The organism is Coriobacteriaceae bacterium, from assembly GCA_025992855.1.
Lineage (GTDB): Bacteria > Actinomycetota > Coriobacteriia > Coriobacteriales > Coriobacteriaceae > Collinsella.
In genome coordinates, this window is record DAJPGB010000001.1 from 1,330,902 (window position 1) to 1,346,361 (window position 15,460).

The following is a 15,460-nucleotide window of genomic DNA, read 5'->3' on the forward strand; positions in this document are numbered from 1 at the left end:
CGTGTGACATGGCAGTGCGGTCGCGCTCAGGTCGAATTGCCCCCGATTGTGGCTGCACGGCGATTATTACATCTACTCTATCAGGTCGTTGTGGCGCTCGATAGCATCCGCTACCGTACCGCCCTCATCCACAATAAGCGAACGGCGCTTGGGTGAGATGATGCGCTGGGCGGGGTACACGCCGCGGTGTCCGCCGGTTAGGTAGCTGATAAAGGCCACGATGACAAAGAACCCGGCGGCTGTGCCGTGGAACAGGTCGATGGCCATCATGCAGGTGGTGATGGGTACGTTGAGGCCGGCGCAGAACACGCCGAGCATGCCGAGAGCCGCCAGAAAACTGGGGTCGAGCCCGGTAAGGCAACCGATCCAGCCGCCGAGCGCCGCACCGATGCCAAACAGGGGCGTGACCTCGCCGCCTTGGAAGCCCGCACCCAGGGTAAGCGCTGTGACGACCAACTTGATGACTGCGTCCGCCAGGGTGGTGTTGCCGGCAAATCCGGCGCCGGAAAGCCACGTGGAAAGGCCGGCGTAGTCCCAGGCGTCGAGGAGGGCATAGGCGGCCAAAACCACGAGTGCGCCTATGAGTGCGCGAACGAGGTAATTGGTGATAAAGCGACCGTACAGGCTCTTGACGGTTCGAACTGACCAGGCAAAGAGGCGTGCCGTCAGACCGAAGATAATGGCACTGATAACAACGATGACAACCGTCCGTGGTGTCATGTTGGGAACGCTGGCGATAACATTCGCCTCGTACTCGGTACCTAGGGCGAGTGATGTAAAGTAGCCGGTAAACGAGGCGACCAGGCAGTAGATGCCCGCGGTGTAGTCGATCTTGCCGATAAAGCACATCTCCATGCCAAAGAAAGCTCCGGCAAGGGGCGAACCGAATACGGCGCCAAAGGCCGACGAGATGCCGGCGAGCATGAGGTCGTGGTGGTCATGCTTTTTAAGGTGGGCGAGGCTCGAGATGTTGCTGGCGATGGTGCCGCCAATCTGAACCGCGGCTCCCTCGCGACCGGCCGATCCACCCGTTAGGTGCGTGAGCGTGGAGCAGACGAAGGTGAGGACGGCCATGCGCATATGGATGAGGCGTGTGCCCAGAGCGGAGTCGATGACCAGGTTGTTACCGCGTTTGGCGGCAAGACCGTGGTTTTTGTACACCCATGCGGTGGCAACGCCCACAACGGGAAGCAAGGCGTAGACCCACACATGGTGCTCGCGATAGTCGGTGGCGATATTCAGCGAGGCCAAAAACGCCCAAGCGGCGACGCCCATGGCGAGCGAGACAATGACGACGAGCGCGAGCAACTTGGCGCTCGCGAGTAGGTTGCGGGCGTTGCGGCGCGTGTCGGCAGCCAAGAGATGCTCGGAGCGGGTAAGTTGATGCCTGCCTGCCGTGATGACGTCGTTCAGGGAGAAAAAGCCGCCATCGTCGAGCGGCTGGGAATGATCCTGCGTTTCGTTTGCGCTTTCGGGTTTGTCGTTATGAGCCATACGTTCCTCTTTTAGGTTGCAACGCAAGCATTATAAAACGCGGCAAACGCGACGAGCCGGTGGGTTGGTTTCCATTCTGTTTCGCGGCTTGCGGCCGACAGGTGTATTTACTGGTACAGGCAAAGTCGCGGTCGCGCGTCGGGGGATTATACTGAGACAAGCATAAAGAATCGGCGCCCCTGTTGTGCGCCGTGGCATTAAGAGGTGCATATGGCAGAGAAACTCATTCCGCTGGAGGACGCGCAGTCGATTGTTCTGTCGCATGTTGCTCCGACCGATCTCGTCGAGATTCCCGTGTGGCAGGCCGCCGGCCTTCCCTTGGCCGAGGATGCGGTGGCCGATATCGACATCTCACCGTTTGCCAACAGCGCTATGGACGGATATGCCGTGCGCGCAGCCGATCTTGCTGCGGCCACCGGTGACACTCCGGTGACGCTCTCCGTCGTAGGGCACGAGGCCGCGGGCCATGTGTTTGAGGGCGCTCTTGGCCCGGGCGAGACGGTCCGCATCATGACGGGCGCGCCGGTACCCGAAGGTGCCGATGCCGTGGTGAAGTACGAGATCGTCGAGGTGCTTGACGGTGACGGCAACGAGGGTTCGCACGTGAGCTTCTCGATGCCCGCCAAGGTGGGGGAGAACGTTCGCTCTGCCGCCGAGGAGGCCCATGCCGGCGATGTCGTGATGCACGCCGGCGAGGTCGTGGCTCCGGCGGGCGCGGGTCTGCTGGCAAGTGCCGGATACGCGAGCGTGAAGGTCCATGCCGCTCCGCGCGTGGGCATTATCTCGCTGGGGACGGAACTGGTCGCGCCGAGTGAGCTGCCGGCGCGCGGGCAGATTCGCGACTCCAACTCGTCCGCGTTGATGGCCGAGGCACTCGATGCGGGAGCCGAGCCGGTGTTCTTTGGCATTGCGCCCGATGATGAGCAGACGATTGCCAAGCTGGTGCATCGTGCCGTGCAGGAGTGTGATTTTGTCATTACGAGCGGTGGTGCCTCGGCGGGCGACTACGACTATGTGACGGCTCTGGTCCAGCGCGAGGGTGAGGTGCTCTTCGACCGCATCTCGATGCGTCCCGGCAAGGCCATCACGTTTGGCTTGCTCGGAGGTAAGCCCTACCTGGGGCTTTCAGGCAATCCGGCCGCGGCGTATGTGGGCTTTGAGATGCTCGCCCGTCCGGCGATCCGCAAGATGCGCGGCTTTGCCGAGGGGGCGCGTCCCGTGCAGCAGGCGACGCTCACGCACGGCGTGAAAAAGCGACAGGACCGACGCTTCTTCGATCGCGCGACGGTTTTGCGCGACCCCGAGACCGGTGAGCTGTTGGTGACCGAGGCCAAGACGCAGAATTCGGCGCTGCTTGGAACCATGCAGCGTGCGAACTGCCTGTTGCGTATTCACGAAGGACCGTGCGACCTTGCGGCGGGCGACGTCGTGGATGTCGTGCGTGTCGACCTGCCTGAGGGAACGGTGCTATAGGAGGAACGCTATGGAGTTGAAGATTTCGATCGTGACGTGCTCGGATACGCGCGGCCTTGCCCAGGACGAGGCGGGTGCCGCGCTCGAGGAGCTCATCGAGGCGCAGGGGTGGACGGTCGCCTCACATGTGGTCGTGCGCGACGACGTTAGCGAAATCGGTGATGCCATCGTGGAAGCTGCCGATGCGTGCCACGCCAATGTCGTGCTCACCTGCGGCGGCACGGGTCTTTCGATGCGCGACGTGACACCCGAGGCGACGCGTGCCGTCTGTGACCGCGATGTGCCGGGTATTGCAGAGGCGATTCGCGCGTACTCGATGACCAAGACGCGCCGCGCCATGCTCTCGCGCGCTATTTGCATGCAACGAGGTCATACACTTGTCGTAAACTTTCCCGGTTCTACAAAGGCCGCTCGCGAAAGCTGGGAGGCCATAGCGGACCAGCTGGAGCATGCGGCTCAGATGACAGCGGGCGGCGGACATACCAACTAAGCGGTTTACCTGCGGCGGGGCGACCTGAACGGCTGCTCCGCTTTTGTTTTCCACCGAAGCGACGCCGAGGTGCACGGTAACTCGAAACTATATTCTCTGACGAGAATAATTTCTCACTATCATTATTCGCGCGAAAGTATAATCTGATTGCAGATTATAGCCCGCGGTGGGGTACCCGGGCACAAGGTCCGAAAGGGTTGAATATGTTCGATATGGTTTCTCGCCGCGGATTCGTCTCGCTTTCTGCTGTCGCCGCTGCCAGCCTTGGTCTTGCCGGCTGCTCGGGCAGCAAGACGTCTGAGCCCGCTGGTTCCGATGCCGGCTCCGCCAAGTCTTCCTCTAAGGAGAAAGCTGTCGAGCTGCAAGTCTTTGCTGCCAACTCGCTCGAGAAGGCTTTGCCCGAGGTCCAAGAGCTCTACACCGACCAGACCGGTACTACCTTTGCCGACACGCAGTTTAAGGCGTCTGGCGACCTTGTCGAGCAGATGCGCGCCGGTGCAGCCGTCGACGTGCTCATCACGGCCTCCAAGGGCACCATGGACGACGCCGAGACCGCCGAGCTCGTCGACGCCGATACGCGTGAGGACATGTTCGTCAACGACCTTGTGATCATTGGCGCCGAGGGCTCCGACACCAAGGTCGAGGCCATCGCCGACGTCGCGAATCTGGACGGCAAGATCGCCATTGGCGACGCCAAGACCGTTCCCGCCGGCAAGTATGCCAACCAGGCCCTGGCCTCCGTGGGCCTCTACACCGGCACCGAGGGCGACGATGGCGAGTATGCTCCCGAGATCGCCGACAAGGTCGCTCTGGCCGATAAGGTCGGCACCGCCGCCGCCTATGTCTCTACGGGCGACTGCGTAGCCGGTTTTGTCTACAGCTCCGATATCTTCCGCTACGATGGCATCGAGGAGGCCTTCGTGTGCCCCGAGGATTCGCACAAGCCCATCGTGTACCCGGGTGCCGTTGCCGAGAGCTCCGAGCACGCCGACGAGGCCAAGGCGTTCATCGATTTCTGTCTGACCAACAAGAAAGCTCAGAAGATTTGGGCTAAGTACGGCTTTGAACTTTCCGAGTAGTGCGGCTTGGCGCGATAATTCCATCGTTTTGTGTTTCACTCCGTCCTTGTATTCGCTTGGAGCTTTTCGTGCTTAATAGATTCCGCATGCTTGTCGCCTGTGCTTTGACCTTCGCGCTTTGCTGGGTTCCGGGATTTGCGTTTGCTGGGGACACTGAGGACGGGGCCCAGGTTGCTGCGACCGCTCATGGGCTTTCCTATGGGATCGAGGGTTTTGAGCGGTTGGCCAAGGGTACCGCCCGTACCATGGAGGGCCAGCCTGAGGGCTACCGGTTTCCCGTTGACGAGGACGTGGACCTTGTAGTGGCGCCTGCTGCCGATCGCGTTGTGGTGTGGATATCGCCCAAGGCGGTTGAGAAGTATGGATTGGATCCGCAGGATAACGAGTGCGTATCGGGTCTCAAGGCCCTCGTCTGTGAGCTCGACAGCGCAAACTGCATGGGAGGTGCGCAGCTAGGGGACGTGGATCTTCCTTGGTATGTCACGGCGGAAACAACGTTTGATGCCGGCGGGTATACCTATGGCTTTGACGAGCGCGGTGCGGATGGGGACCGCTATGTGGTGATTGCATCAGCCTCGGGTGATGCCAAGGGCGGCGCGCGTTGGCTTGATAGCGCTCAAATGGTAGAGGCATCGTCTGTCGCGTTGCGGGATGAGCAGGGGCCCTTGACCTTTCTGGCCTCCTTTTTGGGCGACATCGACTATCGCCCGTTTTGGGTGTCCATAAAAACGAGCGGCCTTGCCCTGCTGATCTCCTTTGCGCTGGGCCTGTTCGCCGCGTGGAAGACTATGGGTACCTCGAGCCGCATCAAGGGTCTGCTCGACTCGGTCTTTACCATCCCTATGGTGCTGCCGCCTACGGTCTGCGGCTTTCTACTCCTTATGCTGTTTGGCCGCTCGACCGGGGTCGGTCGGTGGCTTATCGCGCACGGCGTTTCGATCGTCTTTACCTGGCCCGCGGCGGTCATTTCGGCCGTCGTTGTGTCGTTTCCGCTGGTCTACCGCACGGCGCTCGGAGCCTTCGAGAGCCTCGACACGCAGATGCTCGACGCCGCGCGAACCCTGGGCTGGTCCGAGCGCCGCATCTTTACCAGGCTTATGATGCCGCTCGGCTGGCCCTCTATTGCCGCCGGCACGGTGCTCGCCTTCGCGCGTGCAATGGGCGAGTTTGGCTGCACCCTGTTCTTTGCGGGCAACTACGCCGGCATTACGCAGACCATCCCCATCGCCATCTACTTTGAGTGGATGGGCGGCAACACGTCGGTGGCCCTCTTTTGGGTCGTCGTCGTGATCGCGTTCAGTTTCCTGGTCATTCTGTTCATCAATATGTACACGGCGCATTCGCAAAAGTATCGCGAGCGCGGCCTGTCCCGCGCGGAGCGCAAGCAGGCCAAGCAGCTGGGCGGCCAGACCGATTCACTCGACCCAGTCGGCGGCGATGCGCTGCGTATCGATCGCGAGGCGCTGGCCGAGCTCATGCGCGATGACACGGTCGCAAAGGGAGGTCGATAAGCCATGTCGCTTGTTCTGGATATCAAAAAGCGCTATCCGGGGTTCACCCTCGACATGCAGCTTGAGGCCGGCGAGGAGCGTGTGGCGCTGCTGGGCGCCTCGGGTTGCGGCAAGAGCTGCACACTGCGCTGCATCGCCGGTGTGGAGACGCCCGACGAGGGCAAGATCGTCGTCAACGGCGTGACCTTTTTTGACTCGGCGGCGGGCATCAACCTGTCGCCCCAGGAACGAAAATGCGCCCTACTGTTCCAAAACTATCAGCTGTTTCCCAACATGACGGTGGCCGATAACGTATGCGCCGGTGTTAAGGATGCGGGCGACGCCGCCGCGCGTAGGCAACTTGCCGAGCGCTACCTGGGCATTTTCGGTCTGGCCGATTTTGCCGACCGCTACCCCGCGCGACTCTCGGGCGGGCAGCAGCAACGCGTGGCGCTTGCCCGTATGGTGGCGGCGCATCCGGGCATTTTTATATTCGACGAGCCCATGAGCGCACTCGATTCCTATCTTAAGAGCGCGCTCGAGCAGAACATGCTCGACCTGTTCGACGTGTGCAACCGCACCGTGCTCTACGTGAGCCACGACATCGACGAAGCGTGCCGCCTGTGCCAGCGTATCTGCGTGATGCACGACGGGCATGTTGAGGAGATCGGCTCCGTCGAGGACGTGGTCCGCCGTCCGCAGACGCTGGCGGCACTGCGCCTGACGGGCTGCAAGAACACAAGCCGGGCACGAAAGATCGGCGACGAAGAAGTTGAGGCCCTCGACTGGGGCATGACCTTTAACGTGGGCCATGAGGTTCCCGATAACGTGACGTACCTCGGTATTCGTGCGAGCTACTTCCATGTTGACAATCGCGCGGAGCGCGGTCGCAACAGCTACGATTTGCACGTGGCCCGTGTGAGCGATTCGCGCTTTGAGCGGCTGGTGCTGCTGGACGTGCCGCGTGCTGATGCGCCCACGCGTCTGCAGTGGAAGGTGAATAAGGTGAGTGTACCCGTGGAAGAGCTGCCGCAGGCGGGTGAGACTCTGCGCATGCATTTTGATGCAAGCAGGATTCATCTCGTTTGCCGATAATGCGGGTGCGATGCGGTCGAGGAGGTAGTCCTCGACCGCTTTGTTTTCACTTCGCCGTTCGCCGATTTCTACATGACTAAACCTTATCAGTCTGATAATTAATTATCAGACAGCGAGATGCTCACATCCCAACGTTGTCGTACGCGTGTCGACGGTGTTCGTCTTGACGACAACCGTTGATATAGTTACCTTCGACGAGAAAAGGAGGGCGCGCCGATGCTGCAGAAGACATATTCGCGTCGCGTTGCCGCGCGCGCCCTGTATATGGCTCGGAGCCGCATATGAGCAGGTATGTTCACGGCTCCGGGAGAGACGACGCACAACTAAATAATCGACCGCAAAGCGGGTTCCCCAAAATTCCGGGTTTGAGCACGGCTGGGTTTTCGCCACCCACCGTGCAGAAATACCGTAGCTATTCATTTTTGGTTCGAGAGGGGAACCGTCATGGCTGAAGAATTCGATTTCCATCCGATGTGGGAGAGCCTCGGCATGAATCTTGCCGACCACGACATGCTGCTGGGCGCCGTGGGCCAGATGTACGGCGATGTGTTCCTGACGCAGAACAATCGCCCCAAGTCTACGTCCTACCTGAATTTTGTCGCCACCAACATCCACAGCGGCCGTATTAAGGAGATGCTCGACAAGAAGGAGGCCGGCGAGGCCACCAAGATCGTCGGTTCGTTCTGCGTCTACGTGCCCGAGGAGATCGTGCTTGCCTGCGATGGCATCCCCGTGGGCCTGTGCTCGGGTGCCGACTGGGCAACGGACAAGGTCGAGGAGCACTTGCCGCGCAACACCTGTCCGCTCATCAAGAGCTTTGCCGGCTTTAAGCTGGGCGAGGTCTGCCCCTACATTGAGTCGAGTGATCTGGTGGTGGGCGAGAACACCTGCGATGGCAAGAAGAAGGCCTACGAGTTCTTTGCCACGCAAAAGAACATGTACGTCATGGATATCCCCAACGTGCACGACGAGTCGACGCTCGTGACCTGGAAGGCCGAGGTTAAAAAGCTTGCCGCCAAGATCGAGGAAGAGTGCGGCGTCAAGATTACGCCCGAGCGCCTGAAGGCTGCCATCCACGCCGTCAACGAGAAGCGTCGCGCCCTGCAGCGTCTGGCTGCCACGCGCGCTGCCGATCCGGCGCCCATCAGCGGTCTCGACAGCCTGCTGACCGTTCAGGCCGCCTTTATGGACGATACGCCGCGTCTGACCGGAGCCATCAACGAGATGGCCGCCGAGTGCGAGCAGCGCGTTGAGGCCGGCGAGGGCGTGGCGCCCAAGGGGACCAAGCGCATCCTGTACACCGGCACGCCCATGGCCGTGCCCAACTGGAAGCTGTTCAACCTCATCGAGAAGGCCGGCGGCGTTGTGGTAGGCGAGGAGTCCTGCACGGGCTCGCGCTACTACAAGGACCTGGTCGACGAGTCCGGTGAGACGGTCGACGAGATGCTCGACGCCATCGCCGAGCGCTACTTTAAGATTAACTGCGCCGTCTTTACGCCCAACGATCAGCGTATGAAGGACATTGTCCAGATGGCCAAGGACTTGCATGCCGACGGCATCGTCGACGTGGCCCTGCAGTTCTGCACGCTCTACGAGATGGAGTCGTTTGCCGTGGAGAAGGCTGCCGAGGAGGCCGGCATTCCGTTTATGCACATCACGACCGACTACGCCGGCGAGGATGCAGGCCAACTGCAAACCAGGATTGAGGCTTTCTTGGAAACCATTTAGGACTATTCGTCCCGGCGGCTTCCCCAGGCACCCGATCTTGCCGTTCAAACCGTCGCTTGCGTACCAAAGTACGCGACGCTCCTCTTTCACGGCAACCTCGGGCACCTGGGAAAGCCGTTTCCTTGGTTGGTTAAAAGGTTTGTTAAGGAGTTATATGTCGGATAATATTGAGCAGCCGTTGCCGTCCACGTTTGAGGAGTTCAACGAGCAACGCAAGGCGGCGTTTATTCGCGTCAAGGATTATAAGCAGGCGGGTAATCGCCTGGTCGGCTTTTTGTGCAGCTATACGCCGCTCGAGATTATCGATGCCGCGGGCGCCTCGAGCGTGGCTCTGTGTGGTACGTCCGACGAGGTGATTCCCGAGGCCGAGAAGGTGCTGCCGGCAAACCTGTGCCCGCTCATCAAGTCTACGTATGGTTTTGCCTATTCGCAAAAGTGCCCGTTTACGTACTTTAGCGACATGATCATCGGCGAGACCACCTGCGACGGCAAGAAGAAGATGTACGAACTGCTCAACGAGCTCAAGCGCACGCACATTCTGCATCTTCCGCAGGGTCGCGATCGTGCCTACGAGCGTGAAGGCTGGTACGAGGAGTGCCGCCTGCTCAAGGAGGAGCTCGAGGGCTTCTACGGCATCACGATTACCGACGATGACCTGCGCGCTGCCGTCCGTCGTCGCAACCGCTTGCGTGCGGCCCAGCTCGAGATGTTTGCACTGCAAGCCAACCAGCCGGCGGCCATGAGCGGCGTCGACCTGATGAGCACCATGTTTGCCGGTACGTTCAGCTTTGATATCGAGGCCTATACGCAGCAGCTGGAGCAAAAGGTCGCCAAGCTGCGCGAGGCCTACGACGCAGGCGAGCGCCCGGTTGCAGCGGATGCCAAGCGCATTCTGATCACTGGTTGCCCGGTGGGCGGCGTGATCAACAAGATCGGTCGTACCATCGAGTCCAATGGCGGCGTGGTCGTGTGCATGGACGATTGCTCGGGCGAGCGCACGGCGGCCATGATGATCGATCCGGAGGCTCCCGACATCCTGCGTGCCATCGCCGACCGCTACCTGGACATCAACTGCTCGGTCATGACGCCCAACGATGGTCGTATGGAAAACACGCTGGCCATGTGCGAGAAGTATCATGTCGATGGCGTGGTAGAGAGCGTGCTACAGGCCTGCCACACCTTTAACGTGGAGAGTGCGCGCATGCAGGAGGCTGTCGAGGGCGCGGGTATTCCGTATATGAAGATTGAGACCGACTACAGCAACGGTGACATGGGCCAGATCGAGACCCGAATCGCCGCCTTTATCGAGACGCTCTAGCTTCCTCAGGCACCGGATCTTGTCCCTCAAACCGTCGCTTGCGTACCAAAGTACGCTGCGCTCCTCTTTCGGGGCAATCTCCGGCACCTGAGAAACCTAGAGCTAAGGCGCCTGAACGCGCCACTGTCTTTGATGTTTAGATTGGGAGAGAGCCATGATGGGGATCGGGATCGATATCGGGTCTACGGCGGCAAAGGCTGCTGTGGTCGATGGAGAGGGTTCGGTGGCGTGGACGTGTGTGCAGCCAACCGGGTTCTCCTCGGTCGATGCGGCCGAGCGCCTGCGCGCAGAGCTTGCTGCGGCTGGTTATGACGTGGCGGCCGATGACGTGCGCGTGGTCGCGACTGGCTACGGCCGTGTTGCCGTGCCCTATGCGCACAAGGTCGTGACCGAGATCACCTGCCATGGTGCCGGCGCGGTCCGCCTGTTTGGCGAGCAGGGCACGGTGATCGACGTGGGCGGCCAGGATACCAAGGTCATCCAACTCAAGGGCGGCCGCGTGGCCAAGTTCGCCATGAACGACAAGTGTGCCGCCGGCACGGGGCGCTTTCTGGAGATCATGGCCGACCGCCTAGGCATTTCCCAGCAGCAGATGGCCGACCTGGCACGTTCCGGCGAACCCACCAAGATCAGCAGCATGTGCACGGTGTTTGCCGAAAGCGAGGTTATCAGCCTGATTGGTCGCGGTGAGCCGCGCGAGAACATTGCGCGTGGCGTGATCGACAGCGTGGTCTCGCGCGTGGCGACCATGGCCGGGCAGGCCGCGGGCGCCCCGTACTACCTGACCGGCGGCCTGTGCGAGAACGCCTTCGTGGTGGAGCGGTTGGGCGAGCTACTGGGGTCGCCGGTGACCACCTCGCCCCAGGCTCGCTTTGCCGGAGCGATCGGCGCGGCTGTCCGCGCCTCCGCCTTGGCCTAGGGGTGTACCGCGACATGCGCATCCTCAACATCTCGGCCCAAAAACCAGATAGCACCGGCAGCGGCACCTACCTTGCCGCGCTTGTGCGCGAGCAGATCGAGACGGGGCATCGCGCCGCCGTGCTTTGCGGCGCGGCACCGGGTGATACCCAAGGCGAGCTGGATCGGCGTGCTGCCGTGTTTGCCGTACCGTTCGAGTCGCCCGAGCTGCCGTTTCCCATCTGCGGTATGTCCGATGTCATGCCCTATTCCTCTACACGCTATCGTGACCTGACGCCTTCGATGCTCAGGGCATTTGAGCGGGTATTTGCTGCTGCTATCGATCGGGCGGTGGCTGAGTTTCGGCCCGATCTGGTGCTCTGTCATCACCTGTATCTGGTGACCGCATTGGCGCGCGAGTGCGTCCGGGGCGTGCCGGTTGTTGCCGTGTGCCATTCGACCGACCTGCGCCAGCTGCGTTCGCATGCGCTCGAGCGCGATCGCATCGTAAGTGCGGTTCGTCGGCTCGATGCCGTCTTTGCGCTCCATGCTGAGCAGGCTGAGCAGATTGGCCTGGTGTGCGGCGTCGATGTCGATCGCATCCATGTGATCGGGACGGGCTACGACCATCGCGTCTTCTGCCGCGACGCGAGCGTGGCGAGGCAGCCGGGATCGCTTGTGTACGTGGGCAAGATTTGCTTTAAAAAGGGCGTCGAGTCGCTGGTTCGAGCCGTGTCATTGCCGATTGACGATGGCGTCCGCCCATCTGGCTTGGTACTTGTGGGCGGCCGCGGGGACGATGCCGAGTACGCGCGTATCGAGCGCTTGACCGCGGCCTCGGATGTGCCGGTGACGCTGGCGGGGCGCCTGGATAGCGATGGGCTCGTGCGTGCCTACCGCAGTTCCGACGTCTTTGTGCTGCCTTCGTTTTACGAGGGTCTGCCGCTCGTGACGATCGAGGCCCTCGCGTGCGGCTGCAAAGTTGTGGCGACCGATTTGCCCGGCGTTCGTCCCTGGATGGAGGCGATGCTTCCCGGTGCTCCCGTGACGTGGGTGGCGTCGCCGCGTATGACGGATGTCGACACGCCCGTGGCGGCCGACCTTCCGTTGTTTGAGCGCGCACTGGCAGATGCTATCGCGCAGGCGCTTGCGGCGCCGCTTTCGACGTTCGAGCCGTCGGCGGTCTCTTGGAAAGCGTGCCTGGCGCGTATACTTAAAGTCGTTGATTTGTTGGAAGGGGGTTCGTATGGCTAAGGACACCATGAGGCTCACGTCTATGACGGCCGCGAGCGGTTGAGCCGCTAAGTTGGCCCCCGGAGCCCTCGCCCAGGTCCTGGGCGATTTACCCAATGTGCATAACGACAACTTGCTCGTGGGGTTCGATACCTCCGACGATGCGAGCGTCTTCCGCGTAGGGGAGAACCTTGGTCTCGTGCAGTCCATCGACTTCTTCCCGCCGATGGTCGACGACCCGTTCCTGTTTGGCCAGATCGCCGCGGCCAACTCGCTGTCGGACATCTACGCCATGGGCGGGCGGCCGAGCCATGCCATGAACTTGCTGTGCATCCCGAGCTGCCTGGGCATCGAGGTCGCCGGCCAGATTCTGGCGGGCGGCGCCGACAAGTGCGTCGAGGCGGGTTGCTCCATCGCGGGCGGCCATACCATCAACGATGACGAGCCCAAGTACGGCCTGTCCGTGAGTGGTTTTGTCGCGCTCGACCGCATGCTCGCCAACAGCGGCGCACGCGTGGGCGATGTTCTGCTGCTGACCAAGGCGATCGGCTCGGGCATCATCACCACGGCCATTAAGGGCGAGCTCATCGAGCAAGACGAGGCCGCAGCCATGTTTGACTCGATGTGCATCCTCAACGAGGCGCCGATTCGTCTGGCCGAGGGACTTGAGCTTCACGGCTGCACCGACATTACGGGCTTTGGTCTGATCGGGCATGCGTGCGAGATGGCCGAGGGCTCGGGCGTGCAGGTTGAGCTTGCCTCGGGAGCGGTGCCACTCTTTGATCAGGTGCTCGACATGGCGCGTCTGGGCATTATCCCCGCGGGCTCCTATCGCAACCAGGACTTCTTTGGCCCGCGCGTGGCTGCCGACGAGGACCTGGAGCCAGGTATGCTCGACGCGCTGTACGATCCACAGACGTCTGGTGGCCTGCTTATCGCGGCGCCTGCTGCCGATGTGGATGAGCTTGCGTGCCGTCTGCATGCCGAGGGGCGTGTTGCCGCCACAATCGGCCGCGTGTGCGAGCCGGTGCCGGACGGTCCTGCCGTCCACGTTGTCCGTTAACGACACGTTTATTGAGCTATGTACAGTTCTAAAACGATTTATTCGAAAGGAAAAAATATGTCTACCAAGATTGAAGTCAATGCCATGGGCGATGCCTGCCCGCTGCCCGTCGTCAAGACGCTCAAAGCTCTGAAGCAGCTCGATGGCGAGGGCACCGTCGTGACCTCGGTCGATAACGAGACCGCCGTCAAGAACATCTCCAAGATGGCGCAGGAGAAGGGCTGCACGGCCTCGGTCGAGAAGGTTTCTGACGCCGAGTGGCACGTGACCGTGGCGACCTCTGGCGCCGTTGCCGTGGCCGATCCCGAGCAGGATGGCACTGCCTTCTGTGATGCCAGCGCCGGCAAGGGCAAGCTCGTCATCTCCGTCTACACCGACTGCATGGGCCGCGGCGACGACGAGCTGGGCCACAAGCTCATGAAGGCCTTCATCTTTGCCGTGACACAGCAGGAGGAGCTGCCCTCGACCATGCTGTTCTATAACGGCGGCGCCAAGCTCACCGTCGAGGGCTCACCGGTGCTCGACGACCTGAAGGGTCTGGCCGAGCAGGGCGTCGAGATCCTTACCTGCGGCACCTGCCTGGACCACTATGGCATTAAAGACCAGCTTGCGGTGGGCGAGGTCACCAACATGTACGTGATCGTGGAGAAGATGGAGCAGGCCGTGCGCGTCGTGCGCCCGTAGCGTATTGGTTGGAGTTGCCATGAGGGAGAAGCGCCCGGCGCTTGTCATCACGTTTCCCACCACGGCGGCCGCCATGGGCTGCGAGTCCCTGTGCGTCGAGCGCGGCCTTCCCGGGCGAACGATTCCCGTGCCCGGGGAGGTCGCCGCTGGCTGCGGTCTGGCGTGGAAAGCCCTGCCTGCAGATGAGGAACTGCTACGCGGCGAGCTTGCCGCGGCAGGCGTTCCCACCGAGGGCTTTACCGTGATCGATATGTGGGAGGTCGTGCGATGATCTACCTGGATAACGCGGCGACGACCATGCACAAGCCGCAGACGGTCATCGATGCGGTGACGCAGGCGATGTGCTCGCTCGGCAATGCCGGGCGCGGTGCCACGTCGGGTGCCCTCGATGCCGCTCGTACGATTCACGCTTGCCGCGCCAAGCTTGCGCGCCTTTTTGGTTGCCCGAGGGCGGACCATGTGTGTTTTACGCCCAACTCCACGGCGGCGCTCAACACCGCCATCAACGGGGTGGTGCGCCCCGGCGACCGCGTGGTCACGACGGTGCTTGAGCACAATTCCGTGCTGCGTCCGCTCAATCGCTTGGCGACGGAGCAGGGTGTGACGGTTGAGCATGCGGGTTGCGATGCGAGCGGCGTGCTCGACTACGACGAGCTCGAGCGGCTGGTCACGTCCGGTACGCGCGCCGTGGTGGTGACGCACGCCTCCAATGTGACCGGTAACGCGGTCGACATTGCGCGCGTGGTGGCCATCGCGCATGCGGCCGGCGCGCTGTTGATCGTCGATGCCTCTCAGTCTGCCGGCACGGCGCATATCGATATGCAGGCCATGGGGCTCGACGTCGTGTGCTTTACCGGCCACAAGGGGCTCATGGGTCCGCAAGGGACCGGCGGGCTGGCCGTGGCGGAGGGCATTGACGTGGCTCCGTGGGCCATGGGCGGCACGGGTGTGCACAGCTTCGATGCACTGCAGCCGCTTGAGTGGCCCACGCGCCTTGAGGCGGGCACGCTCAACGGTCACGGCATCGCGGGACTTTCTGCCGGCCTCGACTTTATCGACGCCCAGGGTGGGGTCGAGGCGATTGCTGCCCACGAGCGTGCGCTCGCTGATCGCTTCCTTGCCGGTGTGCGCGAAATCCCCGGCATTGCGCTCTACGGTGCGTTTGATCAGCCCGTGCGCTCGGCGATCGTCTCACTCAACGTGGGCGATATCGATTCGGCCGAGATCTCGGACGCGCTCATGCAAGGGTGGGGGATTGCGACGCGCCCCGGCGCCCATTGCGCTCCGCTCATGCACCGCGCGCTGGGAACCGAGCGCCAGGGTGTCGTCCGATTCTCGTTTGGCTATTTCAATACGGCCGAGGAAGTCGACACCGCGATTGACGCTTTGCGCGATTTAGCCTGCTAGAGCGTATAT

14 protein-coding genes are annotated in these 15,460 nt (G+C 61.9%); 13 read left to right on the plus strand and 1 reads right to left on the minus strand.

Annotated elements, in window-relative coordinates:
- Positions 1 to 72: 72 nt before the first annotated feature.
- A complete protein-coding gene (locus OIL88_05600) occupies positions 73 to 1,494 on the minus strand; it encodes a chloride channel protein (GenBank protein HJI71842.1) in 1,422 nt (473 codons plus the stop codon).
- 210 nt (positions 1,495 to 1,704) lie between these two features.
- Here OIL88_05600 and OIL88_05605 point away from each other — a divergent pair, with 210 nt between their 5' ends.
- From OIL88_05605 to OIL88_05665, 13 genes are all read left to right on the plus strand, one after another.
- The gene (locus OIL88_05605; GenBank protein HJI71843.1) at positions 1,705 to 2,967 is read left to right on the plus strand and encodes a molybdopterin molybdotransferase MoeA; all 1,263 of its coding nucleotides are present in this window, start codon (positions 1,705 to 1,707) and stop codon (positions 2,965 to 2,967) included.
- 10 nt (positions 2,968 to 2,977) lie between these two features.
- On the plus strand, positions 2,978 to 3,457 hold the full coding sequence (locus OIL88_05610) for a MogA/MoaB family molybdenum cofactor biosynthesis protein (GenBank protein HJI71844.1): 480 nt from the start codon (positions 2,978 to 2,980) through the stop codon (positions 3,455 to 3,457).
- A gap of 203 nt (positions 3,458 to 3,660) precedes the next feature.
- Positions 3,661 to 4,536 (plus strand): molybdate ABC transporter substrate-binding protein, encoded by an 876-nt coding sequence (gene modA, locus OIL88_05615; protein ID HJI71845.1) that lies wholly within the window; start codon positions 3,661 to 3,663, stop codon positions 4,534 to 4,536.
- A gap of 68 nt (positions 4,537 to 4,604) precedes the next feature.
- Positions 4,605 to 6,047 (plus strand): molybdate ABC transporter permease subunit, encoded by a 1,443-nt coding sequence (modB, locus tag OIL88_05620; protein HJI71846.1) that lies wholly within the window; start codon positions 4,605 to 4,607, stop codon positions 6,045 to 6,047.
- Positions 6,048 to 6,050: 3 nt separating this feature from the next.
- Positions 6,051 to 7,121: an ATP-binding cassette domain-containing protein gene (locus OIL88_05625; GenBank protein ID HJI71847.1), complete on the plus strand. Its 1,071-nt coding sequence runs from the start codon at positions 6,051 to 6,053 to the stop codon at positions 7,119 to 7,121.
- 444 nt (positions 7,122 to 7,565) lie between these two features.
- Positions 7,566 to 8,849, plus strand: coding sequence for a double-cubane-cluster-containing anaerobic reductase (locus OIL88_05630; protein ID HJI71848.1), 1,284 nt, complete (start codon positions 7,566 to 7,568; stop codon positions 8,847 to 8,849).
- Between the two features lie 154 nt (positions 8,850 to 9,003).
- Complete coding sequence (locus OIL88_05635) at positions 9,004 to 10,167, plus strand: double-cubane-cluster-containing anaerobic reductase (GenBank protein HJI71849.1); 1,164 nt, start codon at positions 9,004 to 9,006, stop codon at positions 10,165 to 10,167.
- Between the two features lie 154 nt (positions 10,168 to 10,321).
- Positions 10,322 to 11,086, plus strand: a complete 765-nt coding sequence (locus tag OIL88_05640) for an acyl-CoA dehydratase activase (GenBank protein ID HJI71850.1) — start codon at positions 10,322 to 10,324, stop codon at positions 11,084 to 11,086.
- A gap of 14 nt (positions 11,087 to 11,100) precedes the next feature.
- A complete protein-coding gene (locus OIL88_05645; GenBank protein ID HJI71851.1) occupies positions 11,101 to 12,318 on the plus strand; it encodes a glycosyltransferase family 4 protein in 1,218 nt (405 codons plus the stop codon).
- The gene (gene selD / locus OIL88_05650; GenBank protein HJI71852.1) at positions 12,311 to 13,360 is read left to right on the plus strand and encodes a selenide, water dikinase SelD; all 1,050 of its coding nucleotides are present in this window, start codon (positions 12,311 to 12,313) and stop codon (positions 13,358 to 13,360) included. Before OIL88_05645 ends, selD begins: the two co-directional genes overlap by 8 nt.
- A 57-nt stretch (positions 13,361 to 13,417) precedes the next feature.
- Entirely contained in the window at positions 13,418 to 14,044 is a 627-nt protein-coding gene (gene yedF / locus OIL88_05655) for a sulfurtransferase-like selenium metabolism protein YedF (GenBank protein HJI71853.1), read from the plus strand.
- A 19-nt stretch (positions 14,045 to 14,063) separates the two neighbouring features.
- On the plus strand, positions 14,064 to 14,315 hold the full coding sequence (locus OIL88_05660; GenBank protein ID HJI71854.1) for a DUF3343 domain-containing protein: 252 nt from the start codon (positions 14,064 to 14,066) through the stop codon (positions 14,313 to 14,315).
- Complete coding sequence (locus OIL88_05665; GenBank protein HJI71855.1) at positions 14,312 to 15,451, plus strand: aminotransferase class V-fold PLP-dependent enzyme; 1,140 nt, start codon at positions 14,312 to 14,314, stop codon at positions 15,449 to 15,451. The genes OIL88_05660 and OIL88_05665 overlap by 4 nt, the downstream gene beginning before the upstream one ends.
- Positions 15,452 to 15,460: the final 9 nt, after the last annotated feature.